The organism is Christiangramia sabulilitoris (genome assembly GCF_007050985.1).
GTDB classification, from domain to species: domain Bacteria; phylum Bacteroidota; class Bacteroidia; order Flavobacteriales; family Flavobacteriaceae; genus Christiangramia; species Christiangramia sabulilitoris.
Window position 1 is genome coordinate 403,894 of sequence record NZ_VHSF01000003.1, and the last position, 18,248, is coordinate 422,141.

At 40.2% G+C, this 18,248-nt stretch carries 20 protein-coding genes; 1 reads left to right on the forward strand and 19 read right to left on the reverse strand.

Annotated elements, in window-relative coordinates:
* Positions 1-3: 3 nt before the first annotated feature.
* Complete coding sequence (locus tag FGM01_RS11985) at positions 4-876, forward strand: mechanosensitive ion channel family protein (protein WP_143411409.1); 873 nt, start codon at positions 4-6, stop codon at positions 874-876.
* On the opposite strand, the gene tsaB is transcribed toward FGM01_RS11985, so the two are convergent.
* From tsaB to gcvH, 19 genes are all read right to left on the reverse strand, one after another.
* Positions 873-1,532 (reverse strand): tRNA (adenosine(37)-N6)-threonylcarbamoyltransferase complex dimerization subunit type 1 TsaB, encoded by a 660-nt coding sequence (gene tsaB / locus FGM01_RS11990; protein WP_143411410.1) that lies wholly within the window; start codon positions 1,530-1,532, stop codon positions 873-875. The genes FGM01_RS11985 and tsaB overlap by 4 nt on opposite strands.
* 11 nt (positions 1,533-1,543) lie before the next feature.
* Positions 1,544-2,821 carry an efflux RND transporter periplasmic adaptor subunit gene (locus tag FGM01_RS11995; protein WP_143411411.1) on the reverse strand — a complete coding sequence of 426 codons (1,278 nt, stop codon included), beginning with the start codon at positions 2,819-2,821 and terminating at the stop codon, positions 1,544-1,546.
* 4 nt (positions 2,822-2,825) lie between these two features.
* Positions 2,826-4,262, reverse strand: coding sequence for a TolC family protein (locus FGM01_RS12000; RefSeq protein WP_143411412.1), 1,437 nt, complete (start codon positions 4,260-4,262; stop codon positions 2,826-2,828).
* Positions 4,263-4,323: 61 nt separating this feature from the next.
* The gene (locus FGM01_RS12005; protein ID WP_143411413.1) at positions 4,324-5,442 is read right to left on the reverse strand and encodes an efflux RND transporter periplasmic adaptor subunit; all 1,119 of its coding nucleotides are present in this window, start codon (positions 5,440-5,442) and stop codon (positions 4,324-4,326) included.
* 27 nt (positions 5,443-5,469) lie between these two features.
* Complete coding sequence (locus FGM01_RS12010) at positions 5,470-6,732, reverse strand: ABC transporter permease (protein WP_143411414.1); 1,263 nt, start codon at positions 6,730-6,732, stop codon at positions 5,470-5,472.
* 1 nt (position 6,733) lies between these two features.
* Positions 6,734-7,978 (reverse strand): ABC transporter permease, encoded by a 1,245-nt coding sequence (locus FGM01_RS12015; protein ID WP_143411415.1) that lies wholly within the window; start codon positions 7,976-7,978, stop codon positions 6,734-6,736.
* Positions 7,971-8,672 carry an ABC transporter ATP-binding protein gene (locus FGM01_RS12020; RefSeq protein WP_143411416.1) on the reverse strand — a complete coding sequence of 234 codons (702 nt, stop codon included), beginning with the start codon at positions 8,670-8,672 and terminating at the stop codon, positions 7,971-7,973. Before FGM01_RS12020 ends, FGM01_RS12015 begins: the two co-directional genes overlap by 8 nt.
* 122 nt (positions 8,673-8,794) lie before the next feature.
* Positions 8,795-9,028 carry a hypothetical protein gene (locus tag FGM01_RS12025; RefSeq protein WP_423738350.1) on the reverse strand — a complete coding sequence of 78 codons (234 nt, stop codon included), beginning with the start codon at positions 9,026-9,028 and terminating at the stop codon, positions 8,795-8,797.
* 47 nt (positions 9,029-9,075) lie between these two features.
* A complete protein-coding gene (locus FGM01_RS12030) occupies positions 9,076-9,615 on the reverse strand; it encodes a DUF420 domain-containing protein (RefSeq protein ID WP_143411418.1) in 540 nt (179 codons plus the stop codon).
* Entirely contained in the window at positions 9,612-10,346 is a 735-nt protein-coding gene (locus tag FGM01_RS12035; RefSeq protein ID WP_143411419.1) for an SCO family protein, read from the reverse strand. The genes FGM01_RS12030 and FGM01_RS12035 overlap by 4 nt, the downstream gene beginning before the upstream one ends.
* Position 10,347: 1 nt before the next feature.
* A complete protein-coding gene (locus tag FGM01_RS12040; protein WP_143411420.1) occupies positions 10,348-10,992 on the reverse strand; it encodes a hypothetical protein in 645 nt (214 codons plus the stop codon).
* Positions 10,993-11,079: 87 nt separating this feature from the next.
* Complete coding sequence (locus FGM01_RS12045; protein WP_143411421.1) at positions 11,080-11,442, reverse strand: cytochrome C oxidase subunit IV family protein; 363 nt, start codon at positions 11,440-11,442, stop codon at positions 11,080-11,082.
* An 18-nt stretch (positions 11,443-11,460) separates the two neighbouring features.
* Positions 11,461-12,441 (reverse strand): cytochrome c oxidase subunit 3, encoded by a 981-nt coding sequence (locus FGM01_RS12050; RefSeq protein WP_143411422.1) that lies wholly within the window; start codon positions 12,439-12,441, stop codon positions 11,461-11,463.
* A gap of 45 nt (positions 12,442-12,486) precedes the next feature.
* The gene (locus tag FGM01_RS12055) at positions 12,487-13,068 is read right to left on the reverse strand and encodes a cytochrome c oxidase subunit 3 (RefSeq protein ID WP_143411423.1); all 582 of its coding nucleotides are present in this window, start codon (positions 13,066-13,068) and stop codon (positions 12,487-12,489) included.
* The gene (cyoE, locus tag FGM01_RS12060; RefSeq protein WP_143411424.1) at positions 13,059-13,961 is read right to left on the reverse strand and encodes a heme o synthase; all 903 of its coding nucleotides are present in this window, start codon (positions 13,959-13,961) and stop codon (positions 13,059-13,061) included. The genes FGM01_RS12055 and cyoE overlap by 10 nt, the downstream gene beginning before the upstream one ends.
* An 88-nt stretch (positions 13,962-14,049) precedes the next feature.
* Positions 14,050-16,170, reverse strand: a complete 2,121-nt coding sequence (locus FGM01_RS12065) for a capsule assembly Wzi family protein (RefSeq protein WP_143411742.1) — start codon at positions 16,168-16,170, stop codon at positions 14,050-14,052.
* A 120-nt stretch (positions 16,171-16,290) separates the two neighbouring features.
* Positions 16,291-17,013, reverse strand: coding sequence for an energy transducer TonB (locus FGM01_RS12070; RefSeq protein WP_143411425.1), 723 nt, complete (start codon positions 17,011-17,013; stop codon positions 16,291-16,293).
* Between the two features lie 449 nt (positions 17,014-17,462).
* The gene (locus FGM01_RS12075; RefSeq protein WP_243735801.1) at positions 17,463-17,861 is read right to left on the reverse strand and encodes a VanZ family protein; all 399 of its coding nucleotides are present in this window, start codon (positions 17,859-17,861) and stop codon (positions 17,463-17,465) included.
* A complete protein-coding gene (gene gcvH, locus FGM01_RS12080) occupies positions 17,851-18,231 on the reverse strand; it encodes a glycine cleavage system protein GcvH (RefSeq protein ID WP_143411426.1) in 381 nt (126 codons plus the stop codon). Before gcvH ends, FGM01_RS12075 begins: the two co-directional genes overlap by 11 nt.
* Positions 18,232-18,248 lie beyond the last annotated feature (17 nt).

An 18,248-nucleotide genomic window follows, 5' to 3' on the forward strand; every position in this document is an offset into this window, starting at 1 on the left:
AATATGGAAAAGTTGAATGACTGGGGCGATATCGCCAAAGAGTACGGTTCAAAATTTATAGACTATCTACCAACTTTAGTAGGAGCCCTCGCTCTCCTGATCGTGGGCTTATGGGTGATCAAAATGATCGTTAAATACCTGAGAAAGCTATTCGAAAAACAAGACTATGATCCAACCCTGGAGAAATTTACCCTGAATGCTACCAGCTGGGGGCTTAAAATCTTACTTTTTGTCCTGGTAATTACCCAGTTGGGAGTGCAAAGTGCATCCCTGGTAGCTGCGATTGGTGCGGCCGGTTTAGCTATTGGTTTAGCCTTGCAAGGGTCACTGGGGAATCTGGCAGGAGGTGTTTTGATAATTGTTCTAAAGCCTTTTAGAGTTGGCGACTGGATAGAAGCTCAGGGAGTTTCCGGGAGTGTCGTTGAGATCTCTCTATTTTATACCAAGATCGATACGTTTGGTAATCAACGAGCAGTTATTCCTAACGGCCAATTGAGTAATGATAATGTGATTAACTACAGCCATAACAAAACTAGAAGAGAGAATCTTACTTTTGGAATATCCTATGATGATGATATCAAAAAGGCAAAAGAAGTTCTTACTAATATGGTAATGGAACAGGAAAATGTACTAAAAGATCCTGCACCGCAGATTATTGTACATTCCCTTGGAGATAGTTCGGTTAACTTCTCTGTAAGGTATTATGCTGAATTAAGTGTGTTCTGGGATCTTCACTGGTATATGATAGAGGAAGGAAAGATTAGACTGGAAGAAGCAGGAATGACCATTCCTTATCCTCAAAGAGATGTATACCTTTATGACCAGACTAAAATGAGAGGTACTGAAAGAGAAAAGCAGGTACAGGAACGATCTTAACCTGCAATAAAATCTTTTAAATAATAAGGTTCAAAATAAGCGACATCTTCAATGTCGCTTTTTTGATACTTATATTCGGCTATTGCCGCCATTTCTTTTGCTGAAGGATATTGTTCCTTATGAAAAACTGCATTTTGATGAGTACAGATATCCTCGAATTTGGCCACTCCATTTCCAATAAAATGAACCTTCGATTTCTCCAGATAAATATTAAACGAAGAAGGCTCAAGAATTTGCGCCTCAGTATCTCTTAACTGATTAATATCAGAATCATACACCGCAGAATAAACTTCCATGCGGCGGGCATCGAGCATAGATACGATCAAGCCTTTTTCACCTTTGAGCTTATAAGCCAAAAGATCCAGGGTAGGCACTGAAATTAAAGGAATACCAAGAGAATAACATAATCCCTTGGCTGAAGAAACGCCTATTCTTAATCCTGTATAAGATCCGGGACCTTTGCTAACTGCAACGGCATCAAGTTCATTGGCAGTCACCCCGGCTTTCAACATCGCTTCTTTAATGAATACATGCAATTTCTCTGCATGCGAGTAATTCTTACTATTATCCTCTTTTAAGATTAATAGTTCGCCATCTTTTGCAATTCCTACCGAACAGTTGGTAGTTGCAGTCTCCAGACATAAAATCAGCGCCAAATTCTAAACATTTAATCGGTTTCTTTCTCTTCTCCTTCTTTCTTAACCTCGATTTCATCACCGGTATCAAGGCTTTTAGTAACTGTACTGTATGGGCCGGTGATCACGACATCACCATCTTCCAGGCCTCTCAGGATCTCTATATGAGAATCATCCTGGATACCAGTTTCCACAACGCGAAGTTTAGCTTTTTGTCCGTCTTTTACAAATACGCACTCAAACTTTTCTTCCTCTTCGTTATCTTTTTTAATGTAAGATTTTTTGGTGGCAGTAGTATCATTTTTGATCACGATAGAGCTAATAGGTACGCCAATGACATTAGACCTTTTATTGGTTATAATATCCACCGTAGCTGTCATCCCCGGTCTGAATGGAGAATAATTCTCCGGTTTTCCTTCTGTAAGGTCTGCATAGGAATCTTTAAGGATTCTCACCTTTACTTTAAAATTGGTTACCTGGTCTGTGGTAAGGGTATTATCTGCTGTATTGGAAATCTCGGTTACTATGCCCTTAAATTCCTTCCCAAGGTATGCATCTACCTCTACGATCGTAGAATCCCCAACAGAAACTTTTACGATATCATTTTCATTTACATCTACCTCAACTTCCATATTCTCCAGGTTGGCAACGCGTAGGATCTCTGTACCTGCCATTTGTTGAGTTCCCACTACTCTTTCGCCTAATTCAGCATCAAGTTTTGAGATGGTTCCGCTCATGGGTGCATAAATATTAGTACGCCCCAGGTTATCCTGTGCCTCGGTTACTGTGGCAGCACTACTCTGCATACTAAAATATGCCGATTCTTTATTTGCTTCAGCCATTTCGTAGTTAGAAACAATACCATCCCATTCTGCCTGTGAGATCACCCCTTTTTCAAAAAGAGTTTTGTTTCTTTTATAATCTGCTTCGGCTTGTTTTAAATTCGCCTGGGTCTGCGCAAAATTTGCCTTGGAATTAGAATAACTTGCCCGGGCTCTTTGAACGCTGGATTGATAAATGTCCGGATTGATCCTTACTAACAGATCTCCTTTCACCACTGCCTGTCCTTCTACTACCGGCAATTCAATGATCTCTCCGGAAACTTCAGACGAAAGCTTTACCTCAACCTCCGGCTGGATCTTTCCTGTTGCCGAAACGGTTTCGGTAATATCTATTGGTTCTACCTTGGTGATCTCAACCTCCTTCACATTAGCCGAGTTACCAAACCAACCCGCTTTTTTACCAATTACTAATAGAATGACTAAGGCTACTACTACGCCCAGAATGATGAAAAGTGTCTTTTTATTCATTTACTTAGAATTTTAAATCCCCAACAGGAATTCCAAAATATAATTCAACTACTTTTAGTTTGAAAATATAATCGTATTTAGCTCTTAGAGCCTCTCTTTGTGTGTTCTCGAATCTAATTTTTGCCTGGCTGAAATCGAAGGCATTGGTAAGCCCCACATTGAACCGCTCTGTTGCATATTCAAAAGCTCTTTCCTGTGCATCTGCCGCGACAAGGGAAGCTTCGTAAACTTCGAAAGCACCACGGGCATCGGTATAAGCCTGGTAAACATTTGCCTCAAGATCAAGCTCAGCCTGTTCCAGCTGGAACTGTGCCCGCTTTACGTTCACCTCATTTCGCCTTACCTGGTTTCTTGTAGCAAAACCATTCAGGATAGGAACATTTAATTGCAAGCCATAGGTAACCCCATCGTTACGATAAAGTTGTTCAAAAAATGGTAACGGGCTACCTAAAGTAGGAACTGCATTAGGCGCAACTACAATCTCGTTACTACTTTCAACGATACCAATTTGCCTGGTTGGTTCATTGGGATCCAGGGTAGAACCAATAATCCTGCTTTGCCCGCTTTCCCTGGTGTTATAATTAAAGAAAGCATTCAGCGTAGGTAAATATGCTCCTTTGGTAAGTTCTACATCCATTTCTGCCAATTCCCGATTCGCTTCTGCGATCTTTATTTCAGATCTTTCCTCCTTGGCTTTTTCAATAATATCGTAGACAGAATTTTCAAGGATCTCGTTACCGAAAATATTATAATCTCTCTCTGCAATATTGAAATTCTGGTAGTCCTTGATCCCTAAAGTCTGGGCAAGACCTATTAAAGAGATCTGGATCTGGTTATCTGCGACGATCATGCGCTGTTTTTCATCTGCAATGGTTGCCTGGATCTCCAGAAGGTCTCCCTGGGGCAAAACACCTGCCTCCACAAGGTCTCGGGTTCTAACTAACTGTTGCTGGGTCACTTCGTTCTGAGCCTTTAACACCTCCAGGTTTTGTTTACTGAACAACACCTGTAAGTAAGCATCTGCAACGAACAGGGCTATATCATCTTTCATCTTATCCAGAGAATATTCACTGGCTATTCTTGAAATTCTTGCCCGCTGTAATTGTTTGAAATTTCTCAGCCCATCATAAAGGGTTAAACCGGCGGTTACACCGGCAGAGAAGTTTCTGGTAGTCTGATTTTGTAAAATTCCGGTAGTTACGTTTTGGGTAAGACCTGTATTCCAGGCATTGGTCGCCTGGCCATTTATACTAGGTATAAAATTACCCAGGGCATCACGTTTTTCTATATCTGAAAGCTCTACCTCAAGTTCAGATTGTTTTACCTGGATGTTATTATCTAAAGCGTAATTAACGCATTCTTCCAGGGTCCATTCCTTTTGCTGCGCAGTAAGCAGGCTGGAAAAAAGCAATAGGGTGACTAGTAAACTATAATTCTTCATAATAAGATTCTGTATGATATGTCTGTAAAAGATGGATGTTGTTACACTAGGAATAAAAATTCTAATTTTGAGCAAGATTCATAGGAGCCTTGAGCTGGTTCCAAACCTTTATCTTATCTCCTTTTTCCAAGCCGCTAAGCACCTCTACATTTATACCATCACTCACCCCAAGCTCTACATCGCGCTTTTCGAATTCCTGGTCTCCGGTCATAATTTCCACGAAAGGCTCCTTAGTTTCCGGATCGAACTGAACCAAAGCCTCTTTAATAGCCAGCACACTATCTGCACGCGCCAGGATGATCGAGGCATTTGCACTTAAGCCGGCACGAATAAACGTGGTATCTGCTTTATCTAAAGTTCCTTTTATTTCAAATTGAATTGCCCCGTTATCCTCGACCCCTTTTGGAGCTATATAATCCAGGACAGCATTAAATGTTTTATTTTCTATAGCTCCCACGGTCACCTCTAGTGGAAGATCTTCCTTAATTTTTCCTACTTCACTTTCATCCACCTTACCTTCAAAGATCATTTCATTTACATCGGCTAAAGTTGCGATGGTGGTACCATCATTAAAGTTGTTACTCTCAATTACCTGGTTCCCTGCTTTCACCGGAACATCCAGCACCATACCTTCTACGGTAGACCGGATAAGGGTGTTCGCTGCACTCCCAATCCCACTGGTGGTACCTGTTCTCACAATCTCATAATTCTGCTGAGCAGACTTATAATTTTGTTCTGCTCTTTTATAGCTTACCTCTGCAGCATCAAAATCGTTCGCCGAAATCACTCCTTTATCAAAAAGCGCTTTTTGTCTTTCAAAAACTTTCTTTTCATTTTCCAGGTTAATTTTTGCAGTGGCTACCGCATCCTTTGCACTCTGCAGGGAAGAAACATTTGGGATTACCCTGATTTTTGCGATCAGATCACCCGCCTTGATCCTGTCCCCGGCTTCAATATAGATCTCATCGATAATACCCGAAATATTTGGTTTAATAAGCACCTCTTCTTTAGGAACAATTTTCCCTGTAGCAACGGTTTTCTTAATGATGGTTTGTTCTGTAGGCTCTTCAGTTTGATAAACTACTGGATCTTCCTGATTCTTTTGATATAGATAATACAGAGCTCCCACGAAGGTCACCGCTATAAAAACTAAGATTCCGATGGTTACAAATTTTTTCATTTTTAGATTGTATTAGTTTTAAAGGTATTATTCTGTTCTTAAAGCATCTACGGGTTTCACCCTGATCGCTTGTTGCGCCGGTATAAGCCCGGCAAGCAATCCTGAAATAATTAAAATTGAAAGAGCGATCATAACCACTCCAAGGTTAACGGAAGGGTTAAGGAACATCATTTCTGAAGTATCCATTCCACTCAACTGAATATTCACCAGCCAGATCACCGCCGTAGCAAGTATAATCCCCGCCATTCCAGAAATAATGGTTAAAAAAACAGACTCCATTAATATCTGCCCCCTAATAGACCATGGGGTTGCACCCAGGGCACGTCGCACTCCTATTTCATTTGTTCTTTCTTTGACCACGATAAGCATAATATTACTAATCCCGATAATTCCCGAAAGTAGAACCAGCACCCCTACAAAATAGGCCACCGCTTTTAGCGCAATAAAAAGCCCATTCACTTTGCTGAATTCCTGGTAAAGGTCAAAGTTCCCGATGGCGCGATCGTCTTCGGGATGTATCGTATGCCGTGTTTTCACGATATCTATGATATTTTCTTTCAACTCGGTTATAGAATATCCATCCCTGGCAGTTATCGCCATCCAGCCTACTTTATCCCCTCTGTTAAAAGCCTGGGAAAATGCCGTAAAAGGAACGAAGATCTGTTTTTGCCCTTCCTCTATGTCTCCACCCTGACTTTTTTTCTTATAGGTACCAATTACCATAAAATTCACTCCATTAATTTTAATGTAGGTTCCTAAGGGATCTTCTCCTGAATCATATAAGGTCGTTTTTACTCCCTCGCCGATGACTGCCACCTTGCGTTTATCGTTAATGTCTGAATAATTGATAAAACGTCCGGTGGTGATATCCATAGGCTCCTGCTGAATGATCTCAGGATAATCTCCATAGACATTAAAAGCACCTGTATTTAGACCTCGAACCACGTTATTTGCACCACCAAAACCTCCTAACTGATTTCTGGGAGATACAAATCTTAATCCGGGAACCTGATCTTTTATAGCGGTGACATCATCCATATCATAGCTAAAACGACGCCCCTTAGGCATTCCCTTATATGGTTTGGAAGCAACCTGGGTCCACATGAACATGGTATTGGTTGCGATCCCGCTAAACCCTTGCTTGACACCATTTTCCAGACCCTTTCCTGCAGCCAGCAGGATCACCAGAATAAATATCCCCCATAATACCCCGAAAGCAGTTAGAACAGTCCTGAACCAATTGGCGGTCAGGGCTTCAATGATTTCACTCCAACGATCTCTGCTAAACATATTATTCGTCTCTTAATGCGTTAATAGGTCTTATTCTCGCTGCGCGCCAGGCCGGAAAAAATCCTGCCAGGGCGCCTGCCAGTACCAGGATCACTACTGTATTTATTGCAACCGTAAAATTCACGGTGGGATTATAGATATACTGTGTTTCAATAAGTGGACCTACAAACTCAAGCAGGGCGAGACTAAAAATAAGGCCAAGGAATCCGGCTATCGCGGTTACGAAAATAGACTCGTGCAGGATCATCCCTATAATGGAGATTGGCTGGGCACCCAGCGCTTTTCTTATTCCTATTTCCCGGGTTCTTTCCTTAACAATTATTAGCATGATATTGCTTACTCCTACCACTCCCGCTATGATCGTACATATCCCAACTCCCCAGAAAAATAATCTAATCATATCCATAAGAGTGAAAAACCTTTTAGCATTTTCCAGGTAGTTATTTATCCGGATCGCACTGTCGTCATCTGGTGCAATAGTGTGTCTCATTTTTAGAAATTGCTCCAGTTCTTCAGAAAACTGACTGGAAGCGGCAACCGCTGCATCAAAATTATCTTCCGGTTTCAGGGTAAGATAGAGCCGGTTAATATTATTTCCACCACCAAAAGCTTTCTGCGCGGTGGTTATGGGAATTACCGCCCTTGTTTCCTCACGTTCTCCGCCCGGATCTGTATAAACCCCCACCACTTTAAAGTTGACTCCTGAAACCTGTACGATCTTTCCAATCGCATCTTCCTCTTTGAACAAATCCAGTTTTAACCTGTTCCCTATTACCATGGTTTTTTCAGAATTCGAAAGATCATTGAAATCTATAAACCTGCCAGATGTGAGAGAGATATTTTCAAGTTCCTGGTAGGCGGGAAAAGTTCCGCGCAGATCATAAGAGCCCGATTCTTTGCCGTAATTGAGAACCTGCCCCCAGTTTTGATAAACCGAAGAAGCTTTATCAAGCTTTTCTCCATATAATCTTAAGATCTGGTCGTAATCCTCGTTCTTTAACTGAATCCTTCTTCCCGGGTTTAGACCGTTGTGCTCTTTAGAAGTAACCCCGGGAAACACAAAGATCAGGTTAGAAGCATCCTGTTCAAATTCCCGGGCAATACCGTTGCGCATACCTTCTCCAATTCCCAAAAGGATCACCAGGATAAAAATCCCTGAAGCTACAGACAAGCCGGTAAGAAACGTTCGTAATTTGTTCTTACGAATTGTTTCGAATATTTCGTCCCATCTGTCTAAATCAAACATTTTGCGCAGCCCTATTCTGTGAAATCAGAGTATCTTCTATTATAACACCATCCTTAAGATTAACGATCCTTTTCGTCATTTGTGCGATGTCATGTTCATGGGTTACCACTAAAATGGTACGTCCTTCGTCGTTTATTTCCTGGATAAGCTCCATCACTTCATAAGAGGTTTTTGTATCAAGAGCCCCGGTAGGTTCATCTGCAAGTAATACTTTAGGATCACTGGCCAGCGCCCTGGCGATAGCCACCCGCTGTTTCTGCCCTCCTGAAAGTTCATTAGGAAGATGAGAAGCCCAGTCTGCCAGACCCACTTTTTCCAGGTAACTCATAGCCCTGTCCATTCTTTCCCCGCGGGCCATCCCCTGGTAATAGAGTGGCAGAGCTACATTATCTAAGGCATTTTTATAACCAATAAGATTAAAAGACTGGAAGATAAACCCGAGAAATTTATTCCGGTATTTGGCCGCCAGTTTTTCACTAAGATTTTTAATATGGACTCCGTCAAGGATATAAGAACCTTCATCGGCTTCATCCAGCATTCCCAGGATATTTAAAAGTGTGGATTTTCCGGATCCCGACGATCCCATGATAGACAGCAGCTCACCTTCAGCTACCTTAAAATTTATCCCTTTTAATACGTGCAAGGAATTAGCACCCATCTTATAGGATTTGTGAAGATTTGAAATTTCAATCATGAGTGATGGTTATTACGCAGAGAAATGACTCCCTACCTAATAAGACTGTTAAAAAATTAAATTGTTACAGTCTAATTTTAAAAACCATTAAGACTATGATCGAAAAAACCGAAAAAGAATGATCAGGAAGTACTTTTCTTTTTTCTGCGAGATCTGTAAATGAAATAACCCACGCCTCCAACGAGCAGATAAGGAAAGATCATAAGAAAAAGAATACCATCATTAATGCCTTTAGCAGTACTTTGATCTGCTTCACTCTCCAGTACAGCACGGCACATGGAACATTGCGCAGCCGCCAAATCCGAACTCAAAAACAATATCAAAAATAATACTCCTGCTACACCGACATTTTTCATCTTCATTTTTCTTTGATCACTTTAAAATTAAGAATTTATCCGCATAACTAATAATATGGCATCATAAACAGGAATACCAGAACTCCTGTAACTGCTACATATAACCAAATAGGGAACGTCCATCTGGCAATTTTCGCATGCTTTTCATATTCCCCCTTTAAACCCCTGTACATGGTAAAAAGAACTAACGGAACTATTATTCCCGAAAGTACGATATGCGTAATGAGAATAAAGAAATATACATACCTGAACATACCTTCGCCCCCGTATGGGACCGGCTCATTACTGATCTTGGATAACACATAACTTACCAGAAATATTACAGAAAGTCCAAAAGCCGCGATCATGGTATTTCTATGCTGAATATATTTCTGAACACTCATAAAAAAATAACCAATGATCAATAACACGGCAGTAAGAAAATTCAAAATACCATGAAACAATGGAAAGGTAATCGCCTCAGCACCAAAAATATTATATCGCTCCGGGAGCAACATAAGCACAAGAACTATTACAGGAACCGCAATAGATAAAGCTATAATAACCGGAACGGCTACTTTGTCTGAAGTGTTTAAAGTCGTTTTCAAAGTAAATTGTTTATATCCTCTATTAGAATTTCGATTTGCGGTTCTTCTTCCCCACGAGCAACGCTCTTATTTCTTTCTACTGAACCACGGTAGTAAATAAGGGGATTTCCAAATTTATCTTTTCTGGACCTGATAAACCCATCCTTGTCCACCAAAGCAAACAGACCCTGGTGGGCAAAACCTCCTGCTGCGTTTTTATCTTCGCCCGCATACAGTCCAAATCCCTGGTTAGCCAATGCATAGATCTCCTCACGGTCACCGGTCATGAGGTTCCAGCCGGGACTGGTAATATTATACTGGGAAGCATATTCAGAAAGGACTTCTGGGGTATCATGCACAGGATCTATAGAAAAAGAGGCAATACCAAAATCTTTACGATCGTCAAACACTTCCTGGATCTCTACAAGATTTTTATTCATTATAGGGCAGATGGTGGGACAGGTCGTAAAAAAGAATTCAACCACGTATACCTTTCCTTTATAATCTTCATTAGAGATCGTATCACCGTTCTGATTAATAAACTCGAACTGCGGTGCTCTTTTCTTTTCCCCATCCAGAACAATATAAGAAAGAGGTTCATCGCTCTTTTTAAGAGTATGCTCTTTCTTCTGATTCAGCCGGTTGGAAGAAACAATTTCATTATCGCTTATCCGGTCTATGATCTTTGGAATAAAAATAATTCCGAAAATCAGAATTACCAATGAGATCCCTACGTATGAGTAGTTTTTCATTTTATTTTTTTCTTTCAGGATTATTCCTTTTCAAAGCAAGACGATATTCGGCCAGAATAACCTTTACATCATCATTCATTTTATTGTTCAGCTCAGCGACATCTCTTGAGTCATACCCAAAGAGCTTACCGTAATCTTCATCATCGTCCCTTCCGCGTAGATTTGCGTCTTTATCCACGATAAAAACATAAGGAGTATGATCATTCTCATCCAGTTCGTGCGGCGTATTAAAACTTGAAAATACTTCCTGTACTTCCTTACTGCTGCCATAAGCGATCTTCCATTTGGAAGATTCACTTATTTTTTTGAATTCCTCCACAAAATCGCTGGTTTCATTCCTTGCTTCTTCCGGAAGGATAAGCACAAATTGAAAGTCATCAAAATCGTAGTATTTTTCCAGGATCTTCTTGTCCAGGTTAAAGGTATTGCCTTTGATGTTTTCAAGATCTGAACCAAAGAAGGCCACCACGCTTATATGATCTTTGAAGCTAATGATACTGTCAGTGTTTGTATCGAAACTGCCAATATCCTGAACGTTTTGAGTAAGCACAGGTAATTTGGCAAAATTGTTTTTACCGGATGCAAAGAACAGGTAAGCAGTAATAGGAAGAGCGAATAAAATTCCAAGTACCAGAAACTTTTTCATAAGTATAAATCCAGTTTTACTAAGGGTTACAAAAATAAAAAGACGGTTTTATAAAACCGCCTTTTCCTATGCATTTAACTTTTGTTGTTAGAAGTCCCAGGCAACATGCCCGCCCTTGTAAATATCATATATATATCCACCTTCTGTAAGAAGGATAAAAATAAGGTAGCTTACAAGGAAGATCGAAGTCCAAACGATCGCTCTTCTCAAACCTTTGCTCTCATGCTCAAGGTGCATAAAAGCCCAGGCTATATAGTATGCCTTATAAATTGTAAGGATTATAAAGATCCAGTTAAGCAATCTCATTCCTAAGAAATTGGTATCGGTTAAGAATTCCGGTTTAATGATCCCCAGAATCACCTCTACTATAGTTACTACAGAAAGTATTGCGAAAACTATCCAGATCCTTTTGGTTGCAGATCCGTGATGTTGTGTAGTATCGTGAGCCATAATAATTTTATTTCTGAATTATACCAGGTAAAAGAAAGTAAATACAAATACCCATACCAGGTCTACAAAGTGCCAGTAAAGTCCAACTTTCTCAACCATTTCATAACTTCCGCGACGATCATAGGTTCCTATGATCACGTTAAAGAAGATGATGATGTTGATGATCACTCCTGAAAATACGTGGAACCCGTGAAAACCTGTAATAAAGAAAAAGAAATCGGCAAACAAAGGAGCGCCATATTCATTTTCGGTAAGGTTTGCACCTTCTACAGTTCCAATAGCCTCAGTATTTAATTTCAGCAACGACTCGTCTCTAGAAAGAATTGTTTTCTGACCATCTTCTGTAAGGGTCTGAGTTCTGATTAGCAAATCTTCATTTTGAATGAACCCTGCTTTAATTTCTTCAAGACTATAAGTAGGAAGTTCTTCGCCAGAATCGAACCAGATACCATTATTGGCATCATGTTCCACACGAACACCTTCAATTGGCACAGCGATTTCTGAAAGAGCTACTCGTTCACCTTCGGCATCTACGAACTGAAGAATGTTACCTCCTGCAGTTTTAACCGCACCATATTCACCACTAATAAAGTTCTTCCACTCCCACGCCTGAGATCCTACGAAAATAAGACCCCCAATAATGGTAAGGAACATATAAATTGTCACTTTTCCTTTCTTCATATGATGACCTGCATCTACTGCAAGTACCATTGTAACCGAAGAAAAAATAAGGATAAACGTCATCAATGCCACGTAGTACATCGGGGCATCTACTCCATGCAAAAACGGGAAGTGATTGAACACCTCATCTGCGATTGGCCATGAATCGATGAATTTAAATCTTGAAAAACCATAAGCGGCAAGGAATCCTGAAAAGGTCAAAGCATCGGAAAGAATGAAGAACCACATCATCATTTTTCCGTAACTTGCTTTTAGTGGTTCATTACCACCACCCCAGGTTTTTCCTTCTGTGCCTGTTCTAACGACAGTAGCCTCCATAGAAGTATTTTAATGTTAAAGGATGCGCAAAAATACGCTTTTTTATTATCTATAGAAATAGAAAAACAAAATCAAAAATATCCAAAGCGCATCTACAAAATGCCAAAAGGTCTCACCCAGCTCAAAGCCAAGCATTTGCCCTGCTTTGTAGCGTTGTTTAAAATGGTTATAAATTAAGACCAAAAGCACAATGATACCCGCTAAAAGGTGCGCTAAGTGCACACATACAAGAATATAAATGAAAGATGTGGTCACCGTACTTTCTGCACCGGTAAACCAATATCCCTGATTTAATATTTCTGTGAATCCATAAATCTGAAAAACTATAAATAGAATGGCCAGGATAAGTGTACCTATTAAAAGTGCACTGGCATTCCTGCGGTTTCCACCCTGGATCATTTTCTTACTGAAATGCAGGGTAATACTACTGGCGGTGATCACTATAGTACTCCAGAGAAATGCTACAGGCAATTCAAAATCATTCAGCCAGTCTGGCCTGTTTTTACTGACCACATAAGCACTCATCAACCCGGCGAAGGTCATGGTCATACTTATCATCCCAAACCAGAGCATCATTTTCTTTGCCCGGCCGTGTTTCATCTCATCAGATCCCTGAGTTAAATCCATTGTCTAATAAATTTATCCATTACGTAAACTATTTGCAGCAGAGTTATATAAGAAACACTGGCAAACATTAATTTTTTTGCAGCCTCAGCTGTCTTCTCCTTATAAAGTCTTATCGCGTAATAAAGCATTCCCAGCCCAAGCAGAAGTATGATCACCCCGGAAACCGGAGTCAGATATAATTTCCCGGTTACACCAAATACAGGTACAAGCGACACTAAAATCGTCCAACAGGTATATAAAATAACCTGGACGGCTGTTCCCCTGTCCCTTTTACCGGTTGGCAGCATAAAAAAACCTCCCTTTTTATAATCATCATACAACCACCAGCCAATAGCCCAGAAATGTGGGAATTGCCAGAAAAACTGTATCATAAATAGTGTTCCGGGCTCAATGCTGAAACTACCTGTTGCTGCCACCCATCCCAGCATAAAGGGTATGGCGCCCGGGAAGGCACCTACAAATACTGAAAGCGGGGTTTTTGTTTTTAATGGGGTATATATACTAACGTAGAGAAATATACTTATCGCCCCGAACATAGCAGTTTTTGGATTGATCACATATAACACCGCCAATCCCAGGACCGTAAAGATGCTTGCTATAGTGAATGCCACCGTATTGGTCATCCTCCCTGCAGGCAATGGACGATTTTTGGTACGGTCCATCAAAGCATCCAGATTTTTCTCTATTATCTGGTTATAGGCGTTAGACGCCCCAACCATAAGGTAACCACCAACTGCCAGCAGGGTGACTACGACAAAATCTATATTATCTGCTCCTAAAAAATAACCTGCGACCGAAGAAAAGACTACACTAATAGCCAATCTCATCTTGGTTATTTCCTTGAAATCTGAAAGAATGGAAGCGCTGGAATTATGTACGCGAGTGTTGCTCAAAAAAGCTTTTTTTTAACTGGCGCAAAGATACTTCTTAATTAGGTTTTAACAAGGAAGGCAATGTGTTAATTTTCAGTGTTGAAAATCACTAATAGTCAAAGTACCAGTTAAAAATATCTGTTCTCAACCCAAAATTGATCCAGGTTGTAGAATTATCGAAGTTCACTACCGTATTTGTCTGCACATCAAAATCACGGTAGATAAAACTTGCGAAAAGCTTTAGATTGGTTGAAGGATTTACAATATAACCTGCTTCCAGTTCTGTATAAAAAGAATTAGTTGTATTTCCCTGGCCTATTTTCACACCGCTCTCAAAAGGACGATCATCTTCTGTGCGATAAATATCCTGCCCGTAATTGGATTTAGAACCAAAATTTGAAAAATCAAAACCTCTCTCTCCAACAATGAATTTGGTAGAACCAAACCACCTGTCCCTTTTATACCTGGCAATCCCGACAAACTCTCTGAAGTTAGCGCCCCAAAGATGCGCCATAGATTGATTGTTATGGCCGTAATTGAGCGTTATTGAATTATGGGAATAGGTATATGGCCTCACCTGGTTATATTCGGCCTGCAGGAAAAGATTATGAATTTTAAAGGCATCAAAATATTTGAATCCTGCCTGGAATCCTAATTTATTTTTCCAGCTACCTTCTCCGCCAAAAACATCAGTGGATGAAAATTCATCTATAAGCCATTGACCATAAGCGTAAACCTGGTCTGAGAATTTGTATTTCCCTGTAAGTCCTATAATTGCATTCCCACCATCAGCACCGGTAGCAAATTCAATAGCACGGTAAAAGATCACCGGATTAAGATAATTAATATCAAAGCCACGGTCATTATCATTTTCCCACATCACCGACTCAAAGAAACCTAGATTAAGTCTTTTGGTCACATTAAGGCTCAGATAATGATTAGCGATATACTTGGTTCGGTAGGAACCGCTGTTAACCACCGCTGGCCGCACATCCCGCAAGGACATCCAGGTATTGGTATATTTTAATTTCCAGAAATTCGTATTTAATTTCAAATAAGGATAAGGCGAAGCATTATCACTTAAGACCAGGGAGCGGTATCCATCCCCAATAAAATTCTTTCCATGACCAAACTGAATATTGATAAATTCAGCAGGCGTAAAAGATAAATAACCTTCTGCCACGGGATAATCATAACCCTCGTCCATAAAGGTTTTTGCAACTCCCCTTCCCGGGACAATCGCGGGGTCACCTCCCGCTGGCCTTATAGATTCCGCATAGCGATTATAATATTCAGCAAATCTTCCCTGGCTTTCGTAAACCACAGAGTAAAAATTAAAATTCTTACCCAAACCACCCTGGACTATAAACTGCCGGCCATTGTTATAGGTGAAATCATGAGAAGTCTGCTCAAAATCTTTCCCTATCTGAAGATCAAAACCTGGATCCAGCGTGAACCAGTATTTATCTGTCTGGAACCTGACTAAATGTTCATTCCAAAGTTTTCTACCGGCATAAGTAGAGCGATCCTGCATCAATTGCTCATGTTGATCCTCAAAATCATAATACCTGTTTACCTCGTCAAACATCAGGGGTTTTGAAGCGGAATGTGTATTTGTGCCAATTCTATTAAATTCCTTATCAAAGCGGGCGTAGTATTCGTGAGAAAGTGGAATGTTGATCTGGCTGCTAAACCTGGGATGAGTAAATTCTTCAGATTTAATTTTTTCATATTCATTGATAATATTATCCTCAGGATCCTTGTCTTTTTCCTCCGCTTTCAAGGTGATTTCTTCTTCCTGCGGAACAGGCTGAATACCAGAATTCGCCTGAAGCGGAATTCGCAGAGGCATTTTAAACTGCATATGAACGGGACGGCCATTATATTTTGCCGGCTCTATAACCGGTAGAGCATTAAAAACCCTTTTTATTTCCTCTTTTAACTCATCATAAGCGGCATCGAGGTAGATCACCTGAAACTTACCCTCCTCGTCCACTTCAAAAATTATAGTAAGCTGCCCCTCATAATTTTCTTCCAGGACCACTTCGGGAACTTTGAAGCCGGAAGTAATGTAATCTACCAGGGTAGTATTAAAACATTCCTGCTGCTCTTTGTAATCTACACTTTCACATTGAGGAAATTCAGGATAAATTTCTGAAGAAAGATTAATATCCTGGGCACTGATTTGAATACTTAAAAATAAAACTGGAAGAAGTAACATATACTTCATACGCATAAGGGGGCCATGGTTTGTGGGTCTAATATACAGTTTTTATAAAATTGAATTTATATAAAATAAAAAATCCCCTGCTAAAAGCAGGGGATTCGAATTATATATAGTTGTAATTTCTTAGTCCTGTACTTTAAAAGCAATAGGAAGAGAGTACATTACCCCTACCGGCTTACCACGTTGTTTACCAGGCTTCATTTTAGGAAGACTGTTAATCACTCTGGCAGCTTCCTGCTCCAGCCTTGGGTGTGGAGCACGTGCTCTTACCTGGCCAATATTACCTTTTTCATCAATTCTAAACTGAACGATTACACGGTTTATACCGCTCAATCCAAGCTCAGCTCCAAGATCTGTATCAAACTCTTTGTTCACATACTTAGAGATCTTTTCACTCATACACTTTTTACGTTCATCGTTGTTTCTCAGGTTATCACAACCTGGAAAAATAGGTACATCTTCAATTACCGCAAACGGAACATCTGCTACCTCTTCTTCTTCAGGAGCCTCAACAACCTCTTCCACTTCTACGATCTCATCAAGATTGGTTTCAGTAGACTGGATTTCATCTTCTTCCACTTCTTCCTCATCTTCCACAACTTCGATCACCTCTGGTGCCGGTGGTGGCGGTGGCGGTGGCGGTGGAGTATTCTGCATTTCAGTAATTGGCACATCCTCTTCATCAAGGGCGTCCATATTTACCTGTCCTATATCGATATTGTCCGGGTCATAAGTTTTCCATTCGATCGCCCTCCAGGTGATGAACAGAACTACTACAAGACCAAGCTGAAGAAACAATACTCTGTTTCTGTTCAAATTAGCCTTTGGATTTTTCTTAGGTTCCATAATGCGTTATATTGTTAAGGGTTGCTAAAATAAAGATTTTTTCTAAAAAACTAAATATATATGAGATAATAAGTAATTAAAACTAAAGTAAATCTGTAAACCACTCACTATCATTCCTGAGATTAAAATGTAACAGGAATTGTATATGATACGAGAACAAATCTACCTACTCTTAACCTGGCTTCATTTGAGGTGATTCAGCTATCATGGTATGGCTTATTTCTCTAATCCGGAACTTGGCGTTCTGATCGGATTCTAATTAGACCCTGCATTCATAAACCAATACAAATACCACCACCACAAGATTCGTACCAGTAAATATTAATTGAATTGCATCTTAAATGAATTGGGGCATCAATCAACCAATGCTGGTATTTTAAGAAAACCTATCCAAGCCTGAAAAGGTAATCAACGACCGAAAGATAAATCCAGTTTCTAATCTTATTTAGCTAAGCAACTTTCTGCTTCAGCCTTTTAACCGTTGGAGCCATGACCATAAAAAATAAAACAGCGAGTACAACCCCGGTCGAATTCGCAACTACATCCCACCAATCTGGAGTTCTGTAACTGGTTAGAGTTCCCTGTAAAACTTCGATTAACATCCCGAATAAAAAGGAAGCGAATGCCACCCACAAAAGATTGGCGGTATATCGCTGAAAATCGGAATGCTTAAATAAAAAATACAGCTTCCACAAGCCTGCTAAAAACAAATATGCCCCGGCATGGAGCATTTTGTCTGTAGGGTCAAATCCGGCCACACTTACCTTAAAATCCATTACTATTAAAGAAAAATAGGTAATGGCCCCGGTATAGGTAACCGCAAGAAATAAAAATATTTTAGCTACCAACTACTTCTTTATATTCGTCTGCAGATAACAAAGAATCTACTTCTGAGGTATCAGACATTTTAATTTTTATCATCCATCCGGCTCCGTAAGGATCTTCATTTACTTTCTCCGGCTCATCTTCCAGGCTATCATTGAACTCAATGATCTCACCAGATAACGGCATAAATAGATCTGAAACCGTCTTTACAGCTTCTACCGTCCCGAAAACTTCTTCTTTCTCCAAAGTTTCGTCCAGGGTTTCTACCTCAACATATACGATATCCCCAAGTTCGCCCTGAGCAAAATCTGTAACTCCAATGGTAGCGGTATCGCCTTCTATCTTAACCCACTCGTGGTCTTTAGTGTACTTTAATTCTTGTGGAATATTCATAGTTTAGATTTAATAAG

Bases quoted from the DNA above. Each gene is read 5' to 3' on its own strand.
- FGM01_RS11985 (WP_143411409.1), top strand. From the start codon at position 4: ATGGAAAAGTTGAATGACTGGGGCGATATCGCCAAAGAGTACGGTTCA.
- FGM01_RS11995 (WP_143411411.1), bottom strand. From the start codon at position 2,821: ATGAATAAAAAGACACTTTTCATCATTCTGGGCGTAGTAGTAGCCTTA.
- FGM01_RS12000 (WP_143411412.1), bottom strand. From the start codon at position 4,262: ATGAAGAATTATAGTTTACTAGTCACCCTATTGCTTTTTTCCAGCCTG.
- FGM01_RS12005 (WP_143411413.1), bottom strand. From the start codon at position 5,442: ATGAAAAAATTTGTAACCATCGGAATCTTAGTTTTTATAGCGGTGACC.
- FGM01_RS12010 (WP_143411414.1), bottom strand. From the start codon at position 6,732: ATGTTTAGCAGAGATCGTTGGAGTGAAATCATTGAAGCCCTGACCGCC.
- FGM01_RS12015 (WP_143411415.1), bottom strand. From the start codon at position 7,978: ATGTTTGATTTAGACAGATGGGACGAAATATTCGAAACAATTCGTAAG.
- FGM01_RS12020 (WP_143411416.1), bottom strand. From the start codon at position 8,672: ATGATTGAAATTTCAAATCTTCACAAATCCTATAAGATGGGTGCTAAT.
- FGM01_RS12025 (WP_423738350.1), bottom strand. From the start codon at position 9,028: ATGAAAAATGTCGGTGTAGCAGGAGTATTATTTTTGATATTGTTTTTG.
- FGM01_RS12035 (WP_143411419.1), bottom strand. From the start codon at position 10,346: ATGAAAAACTACTCATACGTAGGGATCTCATTGGTAATTCTGATTTTC.
- FGM01_RS12040 (WP_143411420.1), bottom strand. From the start codon at position 10,992: ATGAAAAAGTTTCTGGTACTTGGAATTTTATTCGCTCTTCCTATTACT.
- FGM01_RS12045 (WP_143411421.1), bottom strand. From the start codon at position 11,442: ATGGCTCACGATACTACACAACATCACGGATCTGCAACCAAAAGGATC.
- FGM01_RS12050 (WP_143411422.1), bottom strand. From the start codon at position 12,441: ATGGAGGCTACTGTCGTTAGAACAGGCACAGAAGGAAAAACCTGGGGT.
- FGM01_RS12055 (WP_143411423.1), bottom strand. From the start codon at position 13,068: ATGGATTTAACTCAGGGATCTGATGAGATGAAACACGGCCGGGCAAAG.
- FGM01_RS12065 (WP_143411742.1), bottom strand. From the start codon at position 16,170: ATGAAGTATATGTTACTTCTTCCAGTTTTATTTTTAAGTATTCAAATC.
- FGM01_RS12070 (WP_143411425.1), bottom strand. From the start codon at position 17,013: ATGGAACCTAAGAAAAATCCAAAGGCTAATTTGAACAGAAACAGAGTA.
- gcvH (WP_143411426.1), bottom strand. From the start codon at position 18,231: ATGAATATTCCACAAGAATTAAAGTACACTAAAGACCACGAGTGGGTT.